Source organism: Mesorhizobium sp. M8A.F.Ca.ET.181.01.1.1, from assembly GCF_004792025.1.
GTDB lineage: Bacteria > Pseudomonadota > Alphaproteobacteria > Rhizobiales > Rhizobiaceae > Mesorhizobium.
The window spans coordinates 1-300 of the sequence record NZ_SRTV01000248.1; the positions used below are offsets into that span (position 1 = coordinate 1).

Below are 300 nucleotides of genomic sequence, written 5' to 3' on the forward strand. Positions count from 1 at the left end.
GATAAATTGGAAACTACCTTTTATTATCAATAGCTTGACTGATTTTTTTAGAATTCGCATTTTCGCCTGTTGACTTGTTCGGTGGGGTTCTCTTATAAGTCCGCTCACTGAACGAGGGCGGCGGCGCTGCTGGCGACGAAGTCTTTCGTTCTAAATAAATCAAGGAATGAGCTGGTTGCTTGTTTGGTTTCGAGGCCTGATGGTTTCGGGGATTTGATTTTTTGACTGCTTTTGGTGGTCAGTTTTTTTACAATTGAATATGAGAATAAAGAGAAACGTGGGCGGAGAAGCTTGCGTGGT

The 300-nt window shown here is 42.7% G+C and carries 1 protein-coding gene; it reads right to left on the reverse strand.

Features of this window, described 5'->3' with window-relative positions; genetic code table 11:
* Positions 1-104: 104 nt before the first annotated feature.
* The coding region (locus EN824_RS35740; RefSeq protein WP_210236398.1) for a hypothetical protein at positions 105-300 on the reverse strand (196 nt) is incomplete at its 5' end.